This is a genomic window from Streptomyces sp. NPDC088812 (assembly GCF_044750285.1).
Classification (GTDB): Bacteria; Actinomycetota; Actinomycetes; order Streptomycetales; family Streptomycetaceae; genus Streptomyces.
Genome location: NZ_JBIVJP010000062.1, coordinates 1 through 2,121 on the forward strand (window position 1 = coordinate 1; position 2,121 = coordinate 2,121).

At 72.6% G+C, this 2,121-nt stretch carries 2 protein-coding genes; one reads left to right on the forward strand and one right to left on the reverse strand.

Going from position 1 to position 2,121, the window contains the following annotated elements:
• The coding region (locus ACIP67_RS43160) for a GMC family oxidoreductase (RefSeq protein WP_401700189.1) at positions 1 to 871 on the reverse strand (871 nt) is incomplete at its 3' end.
• Between the two features lie 422 nt (positions 872 to 1,293).
• Here ACIP67_RS43160 and ACIP67_RS43165 point away from each other — a divergent pair.
• The coding region (locus tag ACIP67_RS43165) for an acetyl-CoA C-acyltransferase (protein WP_401700191.1) at positions 1,294 to 2,121 on the forward strand (828 nt) is incomplete at its 3' end.

Below are 2,121 nucleotides of genomic sequence, written 5' to 3' on the forward strand. Positions count from 1 at the left end.
CGCCGGGCAGGTCGTGGGCGACGTCGACGCCCACCTCGCGCAGGTGGTCGGCGGGGCCGACGCCGGAGCGCAGCAGGATCTCGGGGGAGCCGAGCGCGCCGGCACAGAGCACGACCTCGTCAGCCGTGATCGTGAGGATCTCGCCATCACGGTCGAACGCGGCGCCGATGACGCGCGTGCCGTCGAGGAGGAGCCGCCGGGCCCGCGCCCCGGTCACCAGGGTGAGGCCCTCGTGGTCCGCCGCCGGCTTGAGGTAGGCGCGCCACGTGTTGAACCGCTTGCCGTCGCGGATGTTGAGCTGCATCCAGCCGACGCCCTCGACGTCTCCGGAGTTGTAGTCCGGGTTCTCCGGGATGCCCTCCTGGACGGTGGCGTCGTACATGGCCTGCTGGATCGGGTGGTGCGGGTAGTCGGTGCTGATGTCGAGCAGCCCCTCGCGGCCGCGGGTCGCGGGGTCGCCCTCCGGGTACGCCTCGATGGCCCGGAAGTAGGGGGCGACGTCGTCCCAGGCCCAGCCGGCGCAGCCGAGCTCGCCGGCCCAGGTGTCGTAGTCCCAGCGGTCGCCGCGCACCCAGATGGCCGCGTTGAGCGCATGCGAGCCGCCGAGGACCTTGCCGCGGGGCAGGTGGACGCGGCGGCCGTCGAGCTCGGGCTGGGGCGTGGTGCGGTAGTTCCAGTCGACGTCGGTCTCCCACAGGAAGCCGAGGCGGGAGACGTCGTCGATGTCCGGGTTGACGTCATGCTCACCGGCCTCGACGAGGGCGACGCGCCGGCCAGCATCGAGCAGGCGACGGGTCAGGACACAGCCAGCCGAGCCGGCACCGATCACGAGGACGTCGGCGTGGTGGGTCTGGGGGTTCTCGGTGGACATGGCGCCTCCAGGTTTGCAGGGAGAGTGATGCACGTCACGGTATAGCGGAGGTGGGCGCCCGCGTTGACCCGGCGCGCACCGACATTGACCGACGGCGCAGGACGAGGTGTCGCGGCCGCCGAGCCGGACCTCCGGGAGAACACCGCGCCCCCATGAGAGGTAGATCGACGCCCTGGACCAGGCCCTCGTCCGGCAGGGATATACGCAAACGCGCGCCTTCGCGCGCGAGGCGATCGCGCGCATCGGCACGCTGCTCGAGGCAGCGCGCGAGCACTGAGGGCACCGCGGCCACTCCCGCCTCCGCCCCGTCACACCCCGCCCCCGCAGTTGACCCCCGTCACACCGGCCCGGGATACTGAACCTGAACGCACGGTCGGTAATTCGCCGCGCCCGCCCCGTCGTCGGTCACTCAAGGAGTCTCCATGTCCGCACAGTCCCAGGCCCTGCTCGTCGGCGGTCGCCGCACGCCCGTCGGCAAGTACGGCGGTGCCCTCTCCTCCGTCCGCCCCGACGACCTCGCCGCCCTGACCGTCAAGGCCGTGATCGAGGACGCCGGCATCGACCCGTCGGTCGTGGACGACGTCATCCTCGGCAACGCCAACGGCGCCGGCGAGGAGAACCGCAACGTCGCCCGCATGGCCTGGCTGCTGGCCGGCTTCCCGGACACCGTCCCGGGCATCACCGTGAACCGCCTCTGCGCGTCCGGCATGTCCGCGATCGGCATCGCCACCGCGATGGTGCGCTCCGGGATGGCCGACGTCGTCGTGGCCGGCGGCGTGGAGTCGATGTCCCGCGCCCCCTGGGTGATGGAGAAGCCGACGACGGCGTTCGCCAAGCCCGGCGCGGCCTTCGACACCGCGATCGGCTGGCGCTTCGTGAACCCGCGCTTCGCGGACGGCGAGTTCGGGGAGAAGTTCACCTTCTCCATGCCGGAGACCGCCGAGGAGGTCGGCGAGGTGGACGGCATCACCCGCGAGGACGCCGACGCCTTCGCCGCCCGCTCGCACGAGCGTGCGCTGGCCGCCAACGAGGCCGGCCGCATCGCGGACGAGATCGTGCCCGTCGTCGTCACGGGCCGCAAGGGCGCCGAGACGGTCGTGGACACGGACGAGGGCCCCCGTCCCGGCTCCACCCCCGAGGTGCTCGCCGGCCTGCGCCCGATCATCAAGCCGGGCGGCGTGGTCACCGCGGGCAACTCCTCCTCCCTCAACGACGGCGCCTCGGCGATCCTCGTCGTCTCCGAACGGGCC